Here is a 14,975-nt window from a genome sequence, read left to right as displayed (position 1 = left end):
CACAAAGTATCGTCTTTTTAACAGGGTGAGGCTGTCCAAAAGTACGGAAAACTCTTGAACAGCCTCGTATTTTCATATGGATGCCTTACATATATCACTGATGACAATTATGAAATGCGGAAACATAGTTACCATCACGTGATTGAAACAAAACAAAAGAAAAGAAACCCTATAACGGATCCCTTTTCCCTACATAATCTAAAGTTTGGGTACACTAGATTCATGCAATGTAGGAGCCTTCAGAACAGAAAGCGAACCTTCATTTAAAATGATAGCATACATATATCCGCTGAAAATATGCAAATGTGCATATAGCGTTTTTTATTTCTCAACATATATTTATTGAAAATTCAGATATATAAAGGTAAGATAAAGTGAAACTTTAATCAGTGAGGGTTTTGTCCATCTCTCATTGATTATTAGCCCACACCAATCGGGCTTTTACGGGCAGCCCGACTCCCATCTAACTTCTTTGCTTTACAGCTGAATTTTGAGATGGGGGTTTTACTGCCCAAAAATAGCGGGATATAGTCGTTATCCGTCTTCTTTTGTCAGTCAGAGAGAATAGAAGAATGGGAGAGGAAAAAATGAGAAAATCACTGAAACAAAAAATAGTAAGCTCCTTGCTTGCTGTATCACTCGCCGTTAGCTTGGCTCCAATCGGACAAGCAAAAGCTGATTCCACGTCAGAAATTACACAGACTCCACCTATTACAAAACAAGTTGATGCAAACAGCGCCATCGAGCATATCCGTTTCTTATCCGAAACAATTGGTCCCCGTCCAGGTGGTACAAAATCAGAAGAATGGGCTTCTCGCTATGTTGGTATGAAGCTTAAATCAATGGGATATGAAGTAGAGTATCAGCCCTTTCAAGTGCCGGATCAATACGTTGGATTTATCGAATCACCATTAGGGACAAAGCGTAATTGGCAAGCTGGTACTGCTCCAAATGCACTAATTTCTACAGAAGCTGTTACAGCTCCGCTTATCTTTGTTCAAGGTGGTACAAAATTAGACGATATTCCAAATGAGGTAAACGGAAAAATTGTTTTATTCGAAAGAGGTGCAACAGTAGCAGATTATAATAAACAGGTTGAAAATGCTGTTAGTAAAGGGGCAAAAGGTGTTCTGTTATACAGCTTAATTGGCGGACGCGGGAACTATGGACAAACTTTCAATCCTCGCTTAACTAAAAAACAGGCTATCCCTGTCTTCGGTCTTGCTTATGCTCAAGGAAATGCATTTAAAGAAGAAATCGCTAAAAAAGAGACAACAATTCTTTCCCTAAAAGCGAGACATGAATCTAATTTGACATCCTTAAATGTCATCGCTAAAAAGAAACCAAAAAATAGTACAGGTAATGAAAAGGCCGTCGTTGTAAGTTCACACTACGATAGTGTCGTTGGAGCACCTGGGGCAAATGATAATGCTTCTGGTACAGGATTAGTATTAGAACTGGCTCGTGCTTTTCAAAATGTAGAAACTGATAAAGAAATTCGTTTTATTGCTTTTGGTTCTGAGGAAACTGGCTTACTTGGCTCTGATTATTATGTTAATAGTCTGTCCCAAAAGGAACGTGATCGAATTTTAGGTGTCTTTAACGCAGACATGGTTGCAACAAATTATGATAAAGCAAAAAATTTATATGCAATGACTCCTGATGGCTCAACAAACCTTGTAACAGATGCTGCCTTACAAGCAGGTAAACAATTAAATAATGATCTCGTTCTCCAAGGAAAATTTGGCTCTAGTGATCACGTACCATTTGCTGAAGTGGGTATTCCTTCTGCACTATTTATTTGGATGGGCGTCGATAGTTGGAATCCATTAATCTATCATATCGAAAAGGTATATCACACGCCTCAAGATAATGTATTAGAAAACATTTCGCCTGAACGTATGAAAATGGCATTAGAAGTTATCGGAACTGGTGTTTATAACACTCTTCAAAAACCTGTTACTCAAACAGGTCAAAAAGCAGCTTAATACAGATCAAAAAAGGCAACCACATGTTATTGTGATTGCCTTTTTATAAACTTCTGCTTTTCTTTATTGTCCAGCTCCAGCGGCTAGAATATTCGGTGGCTTCGCGCCTTCCTCTGAGGCAAAGTACGCCTCTCTGTCAGGAGCTCCATCCACCTCCTATTCTAAGCGAGCCGCTTCCGCTTTTCTTTATGTCCAGCTCTGCCTCCTAGCCCCTTCTGTCTAAGAACCTTCCCCACGAGAAGATAAAATGCATCTTCTGTGGGAAAGAGCCTTAGCCTTCGGGACTAAACAGTCGGCTCCGCTTTTCTTTATTACATTTTTTCTGGTGCGGATACTCCTACGATTGCTAATGCATTTTGAAGTGTCGTGCGTACTGCTTTCATTAATTCGTAACGAGCTTTACTTAATTCTAAGTTATCTTGGTTTAATACTTTTTCTGCATTGTAGAAGCTGTGTAATGCTGCTGCTAATTCAAATGCATAGCTTGTAATGCGGTGTGGCAGACGCTTTTGCGCTGCATCCGCAACTACAGCTGGGAATTCACCAAGTTTTTTCAGTAACTCTACTTCTTTCTCAGAAGTAACAAGTTTGTAATTCACGTCTCCGCCTGTAGCTAATCCTAACTCTTCACCTTGACGAAGGATACTGCATACACGAGCATGTGCATATTGTGCATAGTATACTGGGTTTTCATTAGATTTTGATACAGCTAAGTCCATATCGAAGTCTAAATGAGAATCACCGCTACGCATTGCGAAGAAGTAACGCATTGCGTCCACGCCTACTTCTTCCATAAGCTCACGAAGTGTAACTGCTTTACCTGTACGCTTACTCATTTTCATTTTTTCACCATTTTGGTACAGTTGTACCATTTGGATGATTTCTACTTCAAGTGTTTCTTTATCGTAACCTAGTGCTTGAATAGCAGCTTTCATACGAGGAATGTAACCGTGGTGGTCAGCACCCCAAATGTTGATTAGCTTATCGAAACCACGCTCTAATTTATCACGGTGATAAGCGATATCTGGCGTTAAGTATGTGTAAGAACCGTCATTTTTAATTAATACACGGTTTTTGTCGTCACCGTAAGTCATCGAACGGAACCAAGTTGCTCCGCCTTCTTCAAAGATTTCGTCACGCTCTTTTAATACAGCAAGAGCCTGATCAATTTTTCCGTTTTTGTATAATGATGTTTCTGAGAACCACACATCGAAGTTAACACGGAAGCTTGCTAAGTCTTTTTGAAGTTTTGCTAACTCATATTTTAAACCGTATGAACGATAGAATTCATAGCTTTCTTCTGCATCAGCTTTTGCATAACGATCGCCAAACTCTTCAGCTAAACGTTTACCGATTCCAATGATGTCCGCACCATGGTAACCGTCTTCTGGCATTTCTTTCTCTAAACCTAAAGCTTGCATGTAACGAGCTTCAACAGAAAGAGCTAAGTTATGAATTTGGTTACCAGCATCATTAATGTAGTACTCACGAGATACATCATATCCTGCTTTTGCTAATACGTTACATAAAGTGTCACCTACTGCCGCACCACGTGCATGTCCTAAGTGAAGATCGCCTGTTGGATTCGCAGATACGAACTCAATTTGTACTTTTTCACCTTTACCAGTATTCGTTTCACCGTATGCTTCACCAGCGTTGACGATTGTTGGGATTAAGTCTGTTAAGTAGCTATTATCCATGTAGAAGTTAATGAAACCAGGACCAGCGATTTCAATTTTTTCAATAGAAGCTTTTGCTTTATCGAAGTTTGCAACTAATTCTTCTGCAATCATACGAGGTGCTTTTTTCGCAACGCGTGCAAGTTGCATTGCCATATTTGTAGAGAAGTCACCATTTGTTTTATCTTTTGGAGATTCTAATACAACGTTTGGAATTTGTTCTTCTGTCGCTAGTTCTGCCTTTAATACAGCAGCTTGAATTTCTTCTTTAATCAATCCTTTTACTTGTTCTAAAGAATTCATTATTTTGCCTCCTTCAAATTAAGTGTAATTGTATATCTGCCAGCTTCTTGTTCACTTAGAAGCAATGCGTACGTTAAGAAGAGTTGTCCTTTTTTCTTTTCATCCGACCATTTAAAAAGAACGTTATCAGTTTTCGTTTGCAATGCAAACGTACCAAGTTCACTCGTATACGTACCAGTTGTCCATTCACCTTTCACATGCGTCTGACGCATAGAAATAGCACCTGAACGCATAATGAGAACTTGTTCATCTTGAATTTTAATAATTGTTTTCACTTCGCCTTGTTCGTTCGGCTCTTGGAATGTTATATATGTACCTTGACCTTTTACATAGTATTGACCATTTGCTTCAAAAGCAACGGTTTCCTTCCTCGCCCCTTCACGGATTTCTGTTACGAAATGAACGTGTACCGGCAAGCCTGCAAGTTGTTTCTTCACGTCTTGCACACCCTTCAAATGTTATAGATATTAAATACTACTTATAATAAATCACTTTTCCTATCATATCAAAAAAAGACTCTGTCTGTCTGCTGAAAAATCAGGAAAACTCCTTTTCAAAAAATAATTCACCTTCACTTTATTTCATATGTTAAAATATTTTTTAAATCTAAATATTCTTTCATTTTAAGGGGTGAATTTGGTGCTACCAACAAAATTTAAAAAAGGTGATGAAATAAGGGTTATTTCACCATCTTGTAGTTTAAGTATTGTCTCAAATGAAAACAGAGACCTTGCTATAAAAAGATTAACCGACATAGGCTTTCAAGTTACATTCTCAAAATATGCTGATGAGATAGATCGATTCGCTTCCTCTTCTATTTCTTCACGAGTTCAAGACCTCCACGAAGCATTTAGAGATCCTAATGTAAAAGCCATTTTGACGACACTTGGCGGATACAACTCTAACGGTTTATTGAAACATCTCGATTATGATTTAATTCGAGAAAATCCGAAAATTTTCTGCGGTTATTCTGATATTACCGCTTTAACTAACGCGATTTATGCTAAAACAGGCTTAGTTACATATTCAGGTCCTCACTTCTCTTCATTTGGAATGGAGAAAGGGCTCGATTATACGACCGATTACTTTTTAAAGTGCTTAACTTCTCATGAACCTATTGAAATACTACCAGCTGAAACTTGGAGCGATGACTCTTGGTATATGGATCAAGAAAATCGAGAATTTATTAAAAATGAAGGATATGTTTCGATTCAAGAAGGAGAAGCTACAGGGGATATTATCGGCGGCAATATGAGCACATTTAATTTACTGCAAGGTACACCATATATGCCAAGCTTACAGGGCAAAATTTTATTTCTTGAAGAGGATAGTTTAACAGGAAAATCTACCCTAAAAACTTTTGATCGATATTTACATTCTCTTATGCAGCAACCTGACTTTGAACATGTAAAAGGCATTGTTATAGGACGAATGCAAAAAGGAGCAGAATGTACGATAGAAGACATTCAAGAAATGATTGCTTCAAAGCCTGAACTTACACATATACCTATCATTGCAAATACAAGTTTCGGACATACAACTCCTATTTTTACTTTCCCAATTGGCGGAAGGGCAAAAATCATTTCTAATAAAGAAAGTTCAGCTATCACCATTTTAACTCACTAAAAAAGGAGCGAACGATTCGCTCCTTTTATGGTTTTTCTATTTTTTGCAACGCTTTTTGCGGGATTGATTCTTTCGAGATTTCAGCCCATCCTTTTCCCTGCATACCTTTTGCATAAATTTTTATAAAAGCACCCGTATGCAATTCACGGTTCACCATTCTTTTAATAACTTGTAGCTTTCCATCTTCTGTATACCCTTTAAATGTATACAAATATTCATCGTCTTTTTTTTCACTTTTATCTATAACAGCATAATAATCTTGTATTTCTTTATTTGAAAAGAAGTTGTCTACAAAAGCATGCACACCTTCTGTTTTCGTGTTTAAATAATATGCTGTCCCTCCTAAAATAATGGCGAACACAGCTAAAACTTTAATTACCAATTTCATAAATGCGCCTCCTGTTTGCACTTCTTTCTCACTAACTGTCTGTCTATACCTGTATTATACGAAAAAAGGCATACTATACTCTATCGAAATGCCTTACACTTTCCTTACATTATTGTAAGAGTTTTTCACCTTACAGCAATTTCCCAATAAAAATTTTTTCCGTTTAACAAACTTTTATATTATTATTGAATGATACAAATTTTTATTACAAAAATCAAAGGAGACAGTTTTCAAATGGCTATCTTGCAAGGTTTAGCACTATTACTTGTTGTACTTTGTCTATTTACACTTTTCAGTTACCGTGCGCCTTACGGAATGAAAGCAATGGGCGCTTTAGCTAATGCAGCAATCGCAAGTTTTCTTATTGAAGCATTTCACCGTTATATTGGTGGAGAAATGTTTCATAATGACTTTTTACAATCAGTAGGAGAAGCTTCTGGTAGTATGAGCGGTGTCGCAGCGGCAATTTTAGTCGCATTGGCAATCGGTGTCTCACCCGTATACGCTGTTTTAATCGGTATCGCTACTAGCGGATTCGGTATTTTACCAGGATTTTTCGCTGGATACGTTTGTGCTTTCGTCGTGAAATTTCTCGAAAAGAAATTACCAGCTGGTGTAGAATTTTTAGCAATCCTATGTATTGCCGCACCAATTTCACGTGGAATGGCCATGCTTATGGATCCACTCGTTAACGCAACACTCGGTAAAATCGGTTCTATGATTTCAGTTGCAACTACAGAAAGTCCTATCATTATGGGTATTATGCTTGGTGGATTAATAACAGTTATTTCTACATCTCCATTAAGTTCTATGGCACTAACTGCAATGCTTGGATTAACTGGTTTACCAATGGCAATTGGTAGTCTTGCCGTAGCAGCTTCTGCCCCAATGAACTTCATTTTCTTTAAACGACTAAAAATCTGTTCAAAGAAAGATACAATCGCCGTGGCAATCGAGCCGTTAACACAGGCCGATGTTGTCTCAGCAAATCCAATTCCTATCTATATGACAAACTTTGTTGGCGGTGCGCTTGCCGGTATTATTACGTCGCTATTCCAGCTCGTTAATAATGCACCAGGGACAGCATCACCAATTCCAGGACTTCTCGTACTGTTCGGATTTAATGATGTAATAAAAGTAACGATTGCTGCCGTATTATGTGGAATCGTTACCACTATTGTTGGATACGTCGGTTCCATTGTGTTCCGCAAATATCCAATCCGTTCTGCTGATGAAATTCGCGGAATTACTTCGGAAGAGAAAGTTGCGTAAAGAAAGGGAGCTATTCTCATCGTTTGAGAATAGCTCTTTTTTATGTCGCATGACGATAAGTGAAATTATATTGAACACAACTCCGCATATATCGACGTTTCGACAAAGGATATCGACTTAACTACTAAATAAGACAATAATAACCTACCTATTAATAAAAGAAGCCGGCTCAAAACACTTTTTGAGTCGGCTTCACTTTTACTTTATCTAGCTACAGCGGCTAAAATGTTCGGTGGCTTCACTTCTTCCTTCGAGGCAAAAAACGCCTCTACGTCTGAAGCTCCATCCCCCTCACATTCTGAGCGAGCCGCTTCCGCTTTTATTTTATCCAGCTACAGCAGCTAGAATCTCCGGCCATTTCACACTCTCGTTCGAAGCCAAAAGCGCTTCTCGGTCGAGCGTTCCAATGACCTGCAATTCTGAACAAGCTGCCTCCGCTTTTACTTCACCCAACCGAGCAGCATTTCCCGCACGAATTTGCTTGCTGCGATTGGTGTTTGATCACTATGATCGTAGACTGGAGCTACTTCTACTAAGTCTGCTCCGACTACTTTTATATTTGAATTTGCAATTGCAACGATGGACTCTAATAGTTCTTTAGATGTGATACCTCCAGCTTCTAATGTTCCTGTTCCAGGAGCGTGAGCTGGGTCTAATACGTCGATGTCAATTGTGACATAGACTGGGCGTCCTGCAAGTTTCGGTAATACTTCCTTTAACGGTTCTAATACGTCAAATTTATATAAATTCATACCTACTTCTTTTGCCCATTCGAATTCTTCCTTCATTCCAGAACGAATACCGAAAGAATATACGTTTTCCGGACCAATTAAATCGCACACTTTACGAATTGGTGTAGAGTGAGATAAAGGCTCTCCCTCATATGACTCACGTAAGTCAGTATGAGCATCCATATGGATGATTGCTAAATCCGGATATTTTTTTGCCATTGCCTTAAAAATTGGCCAAGAAACTAAGTGCTCTCCGCCGAGACCTAGTGGAAACTTACCGGCATCTAATAGTTTTGTTACATATTCTTCAATCATGTCTATGCTGCGCTGTGGATTCCCAAATGGTAATGGGATATCACCCGCATCAAAATATTTTACCTCTTCTAGTTCACGATCTAAATACGGACTATATTCTTCAAGACCGATTGATACTTCACGAATACGTGCAGGGCCAAAGCGAGATCCTGGACGGAAACTTACTGTCCAATCCATAGGCATCCCGTAAATAACTGCCTCTGACTCTTCAAAACTTGGATGACTTTTAATAAATACTTTACCTGAATAAGCTTCATCAAAACGCATATTCTTTTCCTCCTTATGTGGAACTTAAGGTATCCCAACCTTTCACTATTTCTCAAATTTGGAGCGCATTGCTCCTCTTTCTCGATTTACCTGGGCCTTCTTGTTATCACAAGAAGACTACTTCATTTGTAGCAGTGTAAGTAACTAGCATGTTCAAGCCTTCTAGACAAACACCTTAAATGAGTTACTTACACTTTATTTATTTCAATTTAACGCTCTTACTTAATTAAATCGCCAACAAATTTCGGTAATGCGAATGCTGCATTGTGTAATTCTTTTGTGTAATATTTCGTTTCGATTTCATGGAAACGCTCTTCACTTACTTCTAATGGATCATGTTTTTTAGATCCGATTGTGAACGTCCAAAGTCCACTTGGATACGTCGGAATGTTTGCTGTGTATAGACGAGTAATTGGGAAAATCTCTTTTACATCTTTAAACACAGTTGTAATTAGTTCTGGTGTAAACCAAGGGTTGTCCGTTTGGGCAACGAAAATACCATCTTCTTTTAACGCTTTTGAAATTCCAGCGTAGAAGCCTTTTGTAAATAAGTTTACTGCTGGACCTACTGGCTCAGTAGAATCTACCATAATTACGTCATATTCGTTTTCGCTTTCTGCGATGTGTAGGAAACCGTCTCCTACTTTTACTTCTACACGCTCATCATCTAATGCACCTGCAATTGATGGTAAGTACTGCTTAGAGTACTCAATTACTTTTCCATCGATTTCAACAAGAGTTGCTTTCTTCACGCTTGGGTGTTTTAACACTTCACGAATAACACCACCATCGCCACCACCAACAACTAATACGTTCTCAGGGTTTGGATGTGTAAATAAAGGTACGTGCGCTACCATTTCATGATAAACGAACTCGTCCTTTTCTGTCGTCATAACCATGCCGTCTAAAATAAGCATGTTTCCGAACTCTTCCGTTTCAACCATATCAAGCTTTTGAAATTCTGTTTGCTCCGTATGTAATGTGCGGTTAATACGCGCCGTAATTCCAAAATGCTTTGTTTGTTTTTCAGTGAACCATAGTTCCATCGTACAATCACGCCTTTCGCTGCAAATTTATAATGGGGACATCATTAATGTCCCCTACCAAAAATAAAACAAAACATCCAAAAAGTATAGTTAAAAGTAAAAAAATACCGAAAATATATTTTAGTCAGAGGGTTCTAACATATATGTAAAAAGGGTTTGCTCTGTAATAGGAAAGAAAACCCTTTCTTAAGAAAGGGCTTCTGTCTCTATTTCTACCGGTTTACGAATCGGAATTAAGATCATTACGCAACCAACTAACACAACAATTCCACCGACTAAAAACGGACTTTGTGGTGAAACTGTATGACCTATGACTCCTGATAAAATTGGAGCAATCGCGCCACCTAACCAACGAACGAAGTTATAAACACCTGATGTAACAGATCTTTCATAAGGTGAAATATCCATTACATAACTTGTAAATAACGCGTTATTTAAGCCTGATGCTAATCCTGATAGAACGATTAATACGATTTGTAACCAAATAATTTTAACGAAGAATAGTGCAATTAAGAAAATCGCAAATACGAGTAAACTACCTTTTAACAATGTTTTCGGTTCATATTTACCTTCTAGCTTATGCGCTAAAATTGCTGATCCGTAAGCTAATGCTAATCCCCATCCGCAAAATACAAATCCTAATTGAATAGCAGATAAATGCATAATAAGTGGTGAATATGCTAACACGACGAAAAATCCGTAGTAATATAACATCCCAGAAATGGCACCTTGCATAAACGGTTTATACTTCACCAGGTTAAGTAATTCACCTAAGCCTGCTGCTTTACGCTTCACTTTTCGCTCCGGTTCTTTTACAAAAAAGAAAACTAAAATAAATGCTAAAGAAATTAAAATACTCGTCGCAAAAAATGGGTAACGCCAAGAATGTCCACCTAATATACCACCTAACAATGGGCCACCTGCCATCCCTAAACCGATAGCTGCTTCATATAATCCTACTGCTTCATGAACTTCTTTACTTAATGCAATTAATAATGTCATCGCCGTTGCGAAGAACATCGCATTTCCTAATCCCCACCCCGCGCGGAAAAGAGATAATTGAGCAATCGTTTGCGATATACCACATATAAATGCAAATACAGTTACAATCGCAAGACCGATTGTCATCATTCGTTTATCACCAAATCTTGATGCAAATATTCCAGCTGGTAACATCATAATTGCCATCGTTAAAATATAAGCTGTAAATAACATCTCGACTTGCCAATGCGAAGCACCAATTTGTTCAGCAATACTTGGTAAAATTGGGTCGACTACCCCTATACCTGAAAAGGCAAGGAAGGTAGCCACCACTGTAATCAATCTCCCTAATTTTTGTTTGCTCTCCATTTTGATTACTCTCCTTTTGTATTCTCTAAAAATGTAACTGCACGGCTTAAACTATCCTCTAACTCTGCCTTAACACGCTGCATTTGCTCCATTTTTTCGTCTAACGTTTGCACTTGTTTTTCAAGCATCTCTTTAATTTCTTGAATCACTTCACGGTCACGCGGATTCTCACTATTTCTTCTTTGTTCCATTCTTTCTTTTAACGATAAGAAATGTTGCATTTCTTGAAGCGTAATTCCTAGTACTTCTTTCGCTTCCACAATCCTTTTAATTCTCGCAATGTCCTCGTCTGTATACAGGCGAATGTTCCCCTCACTTCGTTCTGGGGGATGAATTAAACCAATTTCCTCATAATAACGAAGTGTACGCTTTGTTAAACCAACTTGCTTTGTTACTTCATCGATTTTATACATGTTTATTCCTCCCTTCACTTTATTGTTACATTTTACGTTAACATTAACTTTTATGCAACTGTTAGACTTTTGTAAATGTTTGTCCTATTCAATTGTATTTTTTCCAAGGCAGTTTCATAATGAAGAAAAAGAGATGATAAGGAGATTTTCACATGAATAAACCACTTATTTTCGCTCACCGCGGGGTAAAAGGGACACATCCAGAGAATACGATGATTGCCTTTCAAGAAGCCGAACGCATTGGTGCTCATGGAATTGAACTTGATGTCCATTTATCAAAAGATGGTGAACTTGTCGTAATTCACGACGAAACCGTCGATCGTACAACAAATGGCATAGGACTTGTTTCTGAAAAAACTGTAGAGGAATTACAAGCTTTAGATGCTGGTAGCCATAAAGATCCTTCTTTCCATGAGGCGAAAATCCCAACATTACGAGAAGTATTTATTTGGCTCTCTACAACAAATTTACAACTTAACATTGAATTAAAAACAGATGTTCTTCATTATCCAAATATTGAAGAAAAAGTTGTTGCTCTTGTTCGTGAATATCATCTATCCAATCAAATTGCATTTTCATCATTTAACCACGATTCCGTTTCATTATTAGCAGAAATTGCTCCAGAAATTCCAAGAGCGATTTTGTACGATACACCACTTGCAGATCCTATTGCTGAAGCAAAAAGGCGCGAGGCGACTGGATTACATCCAAACTTTCAATTATTAACGAAAGAGTTTGTCCAATTAGCACAGGGGCAAGGATACGTTTTTCGTCCTTACACCATTAATGAATATAAAGATTTACAAACTATGATTGACTATGGTGTAGATGTCATCATTACCGATTGGCCAGCACGTGCCTTTGAGCTCCTTTCTTAATTGAAGGGGCTTTTTTGTTTTCAAAATTTCATTGTTTAAAATAAACGAAAACCCTCAATACTAATACAATAATGCTTGTATTAATGAGGGGCTGAAAAAGATGGATCAAACTATGAATCCAAAACTTAAAAAATATAAACGTCTTTTCTTCACCGTAATGTTTTCTTGTGTTCTTTTTTTCGTTTTTTCCTTTTTTATTATCATTATAGCTGCAAAAATTATGGGGCCTCCCCCTGTTGCAGTGCCGCAAACGAGTGTCTTTTACGCTAATGATGACACTGTTATAGGACAAAGTAACGAAACACAAAAGCGCTATAATGTATCTCTTGATGAAATTTCTCCTTATGTAAAAGAGGCAACACTATCTATTGAAGATCAACGATTCTACAAACATCATGGATTTGATATAAAGCGCATTGTTGGTGCCATTGTTGCCGATTTAAAAGCAATGGCAAAAGTACAAGGTGCTAGTACTATTACACAACAGTATGCTCGTAACCTATACTTAGATCATGATAAAACGTGGAAGCGTAAACTATTAGAGGCAATGTATACCGTTCGCCTTGAAGTGAACTATAATAAAAATCATATTTTAGAAGGATATTTAAATACAATTTATTACGGGCATGGTGCTTACGGAATCGAAGCTGCTTCTCGCCTTTATTTCGATAAAACTGCAAAAGAATTAACATTAGCAGAAGCTAGTATGCTCGCAGGCATTCCGAAAGGACCTAGCTTCTACTCTCCCTTTTTAAAAGAAAAGCGTGCTAAAGGGCGTCAATCTCTCATATTAGATGAAATGGTAGAACAAGGTTATATTACAAAACAGCAAGCTACCTCGGCAAAAAAGGAACCGCTAACTTTCGCCTCATTAGATACGAAAAAAGTGGCAGAGGTCGCGCCTTATTTCCAAGATGCTGTACAAGCTTCTCTTCTTCGTGATATCGGATTAGATGAGCAAGCCTTACAGCGAGGTGGCTTACGTATTTATACAACGCTAGACCCTAAATTACAATCTGTAGCAGAGCAAGCTGTAAAAAATCATATACCTGAAACAACAAACATCCAAACTGCCCTCGTCTCTATGAATCCAAAAACGGGTGAAGTAGCTGCCCTTGTTGGTGGAACTGATTATAATACGAGTCAATTTAACAGAGCTACACAAGCCGCTCGTCAGCCCGGCTCTACATTTAAGCCATTCCTATATTACGCAGCCTTAGAACGAGGATTCACCCCTGCTACGCGCTTAAAAAGCGAATATACTGTATTCACTTTAGGTGACGGTGTTTCCAAATATAAACCGAAAAATTATAAAAACTATTATGCAGACGACTTTGTGACAATGGCACAAGCACTCGCTGTTTCTGATAACGTATATGCTGTGAAGACAAATCTATTTTTAGGCGAAGACATTCTTACAAAAACAGCGAAGCAATTCGGTATTACTAGCGCATTAAAAGATGTTCCGTCTCTTGCTCTCGGCACATCTCCTGTAAAACCAATTGAAATGGTCAATGCTTATAGCATGTTTGCAAACGGCGGGAAAGAAGTAAAACCAATCTTTATAAGGCGCATCGTTGATCACGAAGGAAATATGCTATACGACGCTCATTTAGAAAGTAAACAAGTTCTAGATAAAAGCAAAGCCTTTGTGATGGAAGAAATGATGGCAGGTATGTTTAATAAAAAACTAAGCAGTTATGCCGCTGTGACCGGTCAATCGATGTTATCAAAATTATCAAGAACATATGCTGGAAAGTCTGGTTCTACAGAAACTGATAGTTGGATGATTGGATTTACCCCGCAGCTCGTAACAGGGGTTTGGATTGGATACGATCAACCTAAATCCATTTCAAACGTAGCAGAACAAGGATACGCAAAAAAAATATGGACCGATACAATGGAAAAAGGATTAGATGGACAGCCTAAACAAGAATTCAAACAACCAGCAGATGTTGTTGCAGTCGATGTTAATCCTGAAAACGGTAAGATTGCTACAAAAAACTGTCCCATTTCTGTGAAAATGTATTTCGCAAAAGGTACAGAGCCAACAGAGTATTGTATGGATCACGTTGATGATAAGGAAGAGTTCGAAAAGGTTAGTGAAGAGAAGAAAAAGGCGGGTTGGTGGAAAAAATATCTCCCGTGGTAAAAAAATAGCTGACGGAAATCCGTCAGCTATTTTTATTCGCCTAATAATGCGTGGCGCAATTCTTCACTAGATTCGTTCCAAATTGCTTCATTATGCTCTTTTAAGAATGTACCAAGTACTTTTTTAGATGATTCATCCATATGATCAATCATGATGTGACGCTTTAGTGATTTATCCATTTTGTTTACATGCTCTGGAAGTGATTTATATCCGCGGCGAATTTCACGATCAACTGTCATTTCACAGGCTGTTGCACCTGCGTAATAAGCACCGTTTGGTGTTCTTTCAATTGTTACCCAAACGAGCCAAAACGGTTTTCCGTTTGGAACTTCATCTTTATTTGTTAAAAACTTAATTCCTTTTTCTACTGTACTACGCGCATGCATCGCACCGATATCAACGAACGCAGTTTTCTCTAATACATCAACAAATACAGGAGAAATATTTTCTAAACTTAATGCCCCAACGCCAAAACCACCATGTCCATCTGTTGAATCATTTTTCACGATATTAAAACCGATTTTTTTCTTTTTCTCTGTCATATGTAAACTCCTCCTCACTTAATGA

Annotated in this window: 13 protein-coding genes; 5 read left to right on the top strand and 8 right to left on the bottom strand. The window is 38.0% G+C overall.

What is annotated here, in order from left to right; all coding sequences use genetic code 11:
- Positions 1-587 precede the first annotated feature (587 nt).
- Positions 588-1,988, top strand: a complete 1,401-nt coding sequence (locus I6L50_RS05730) for a M28 family metallopeptidase (protein WP_219300800.1) — start codon at positions 588-590, stop codon at positions 1,986-1,988.
- A gap of 311 nt (positions 1,989-2,299) precedes the next feature.
- On the opposite strand, the gene argS is transcribed toward I6L50_RS05730, so the two are convergent.
- Both argS and I6L50_RS05720 read right to left on the bottom strand, forming a co-directional pair.
- Positions 2,300-3,970 (bottom strand): arginine--tRNA ligase, encoded by a 1,671-nt coding sequence (gene argS, locus I6L50_RS05725; RefSeq protein WP_002016342.1) that lies wholly within the window; start codon positions 3,968-3,970, stop codon positions 2,300-2,302.
- Positions 3,970-4,407, bottom strand: a complete 438-nt coding sequence (locus I6L50_RS05720; RefSeq protein WP_002089794.1) for a YwiB family protein — start codon at positions 4,405-4,407, stop codon at positions 3,970-3,972. Before I6L50_RS05720 ends, argS begins: the two co-directional genes overlap by 1 nt.
- 202 nt (positions 4,408-4,609) lie before the next feature.
- Between I6L50_RS05720 and I6L50_RS05715 the strand changes: the two genes are divergently transcribed.
- Entirely contained in the window at positions 4,610-5,596 is a 987-nt protein-coding gene (locus I6L50_RS05715) for a S66 family peptidase (protein WP_219300798.1), read from the top strand.
- 25 nt (positions 5,597-5,621) lie between these two features.
- On the opposite strand, the gene I6L50_RS05710 is transcribed toward I6L50_RS05715, so the two are convergent.
- Complete coding sequence (locus I6L50_RS05710) at positions 5,622-5,984, bottom strand: YxeA family protein (protein WP_002130097.1); 363 nt, start codon at positions 5,982-5,984, stop codon at positions 5,622-5,624.
- Between the two features lie 234 nt (positions 5,985-6,218).
- On the opposite strand from I6L50_RS05710, the gene I6L50_RS05705 reads away from it, so the two are divergent.
- Positions 6,219-7,256, top strand: a complete 1,038-nt coding sequence (locus I6L50_RS05705; protein WP_002068536.1) for a PTS sugar transporter subunit IIC — start codon at positions 6,219-6,221, stop codon at positions 7,254-7,256.
- A gap of 440 nt (positions 7,257-7,696) precedes the next feature.
- Here I6L50_RS05705 and speB read toward each other — a convergent pair whose 3' ends face one another.
- The 4 genes from speB to I6L50_RS05685 all read right to left on the bottom strand — a co-directional run bounded on the left by speB (position 7,697) and on the right by I6L50_RS05685 (position 11,378).
- Positions 7,697-8,569 carry an agmatinase gene (speB, locus tag I6L50_RS05700; protein ID WP_002016350.1) on the bottom strand — a complete coding sequence of 291 codons (873 nt, stop codon included), beginning with the start codon at positions 8,567-8,569 and terminating at the stop codon, positions 7,697-7,699.
- A gap of 218 nt (positions 8,570-8,787) precedes the next feature.
- Positions 8,788-9,615, bottom strand: coding sequence for a polyamine aminopropyltransferase (gene speE, locus I6L50_RS05695; RefSeq protein WP_000424693.1), 828 nt, complete (start codon positions 9,613-9,615; stop codon positions 8,788-8,790).
- 186 nt (positions 9,616-9,801) lie between these two features.
- On the bottom strand, positions 9,802-10,965 hold the full coding sequence (locus I6L50_RS05690; RefSeq protein ID WP_219300796.1) for an MFS transporter: 1,164 nt from the start codon (positions 10,963-10,965) through the stop codon (positions 9,802-9,804).
- 5 nt (positions 10,966-10,970) lie between these two features.
- On the bottom strand, positions 10,971-11,378 hold the full coding sequence (locus tag I6L50_RS05685) for a MerR family transcriptional regulator (protein ID WP_002016353.1): 408 nt from the start codon (positions 11,376-11,378) through the stop codon (positions 10,971-10,973).
- 152 nt (positions 11,379-11,530) lie between these two features.
- Between I6L50_RS05685 and I6L50_RS05680 the strand changes: the two genes are divergently transcribed.
- Together I6L50_RS05680 and I6L50_RS05675 are read left to right on the top strand one after the other, a co-directional pair.
- Positions 11,531-12,256 (top strand): glycerophosphodiester phosphodiesterase, encoded by a 726-nt coding sequence (locus I6L50_RS05680; RefSeq protein WP_219300794.1) that lies wholly within the window; start codon positions 11,531-11,533, stop codon positions 12,254-12,256.
- Positions 12,257-12,356: 100 nt separating this feature from the next.
- Complete coding sequence (locus I6L50_RS05675) at positions 12,357-14,408, top strand: transglycosylase domain-containing protein (protein WP_219300792.1); 2,052 nt, start codon at positions 12,357-12,359, stop codon at positions 14,406-14,408.
- Positions 14,409-14,440: 32 nt separating this feature from the next.
- Here the strand turns inward: I6L50_RS05675 and I6L50_RS05670 are convergent, their stop codons facing one another.
- Positions 14,441-14,950: a YwhD family protein gene (locus I6L50_RS05670; protein WP_002016357.1), complete on the bottom strand. Its 510-nt coding sequence runs from the start codon at positions 14,948-14,950 to the stop codon at positions 14,441-14,443.
- Positions 14,951-14,975 lie beyond the last annotated feature (25 nt).

Source organism: Bacillus sp. FDAARGOS_1420, from assembly GCF_019344915.1.
GTDB classification, from domain to species: domain Bacteria; phylum Bacillota; class Bacilli; order Bacillales; family Bacillaceae_G; genus Bacillus_A; species Bacillus_A mycoides.
The sequence above is the reverse complement of the archived record's forward strand: the minus strand, read 5'-3'. Positions and strand labels throughout refer to the sequence as shown.